Source organism: Bartonella sp. AP57NXGY, assembly GCF_042195805.1.
Classification (GTDB): Bacteria; Pseudomonadota; Alphaproteobacteria; order Rhizobiales; family Rhizobiaceae; genus Bartonella.
Genome location: NZ_JBHIOZ010000507.1, coordinates 1 through 726 on the forward strand (window position 1 = coordinate 1; position 726 = coordinate 726).

1 protein-coding gene is annotated in these 726 nt (G+C 40.6%); it reads right to left on the reverse strand.

All coding sequences use genetic code 11. The annotated features are described in order from the left end of the window. Nucleotides 1-327: 327 nt before the first annotated feature. Nucleotides 328-726: biopolymer transporter ExbD (locus tag ACFIL8_RS11725; RefSeq protein WP_375682293.1), on the reverse strand; the 399-nt coding region annotated here is incomplete at its 5' end.

Sequence of the window (726 nt, forward strand, 5' to 3'; positions counted from 1 at the left end):
CAATAGAATCAAGATTCACCTATTCCCCCATATTAGACATAACTATTTTATTTTACTTGCTTTTTATATACCATTTATGAACACCGCCGCAAAAAGGGCTTTAAGATGTATTAAGACACACAACAATCGCCTCTGCTGTTTTCTTGATCGCACCTCTTGCGGCAAGATGAGTAGAGCTTAATCCTAAAAAACCGATTCAATATATGAACCCCCTGCGTAATATCAAACCCATGCGTGTTTGGTTTAATAAATCCACGGAACCCTCATCAATTTCACTCTACGACTTTGAGTAATATGCTTTGCTTCCTGCAACAAAGGCTATTTTTATCACTGGTCAGAGACATCGGCTGGAATATTAGCGTTTCCCGTAGTGCTCGTTGTTACGGCATCCACATGCCCCACAACGTTACCACCCGCGCTACCGCCCGCTCCATCGACAGCAGCGTTCGCTACCCCTGTTGTTTTATTATTGATCTCACCTCTCGAGACAAGATTGGTAGAGTTTTGCAATCCTACAAGACCGATTTTATGATATCCAGCCATGCGTATTTGATTTAATAAATCGATGACAGTACCATAATCAATTTCGCTATCCGCTTTGATTAAAATTTTTGTCTCTAAATTTTGCGTCGTTTCCCTCAACAAAGCGTCTCTCAAAGCTGCTTGTTCTACAAGATGATCACCAATGTAAAGAGAACGATCTTTTTGCAACGTAACATAAAGAGG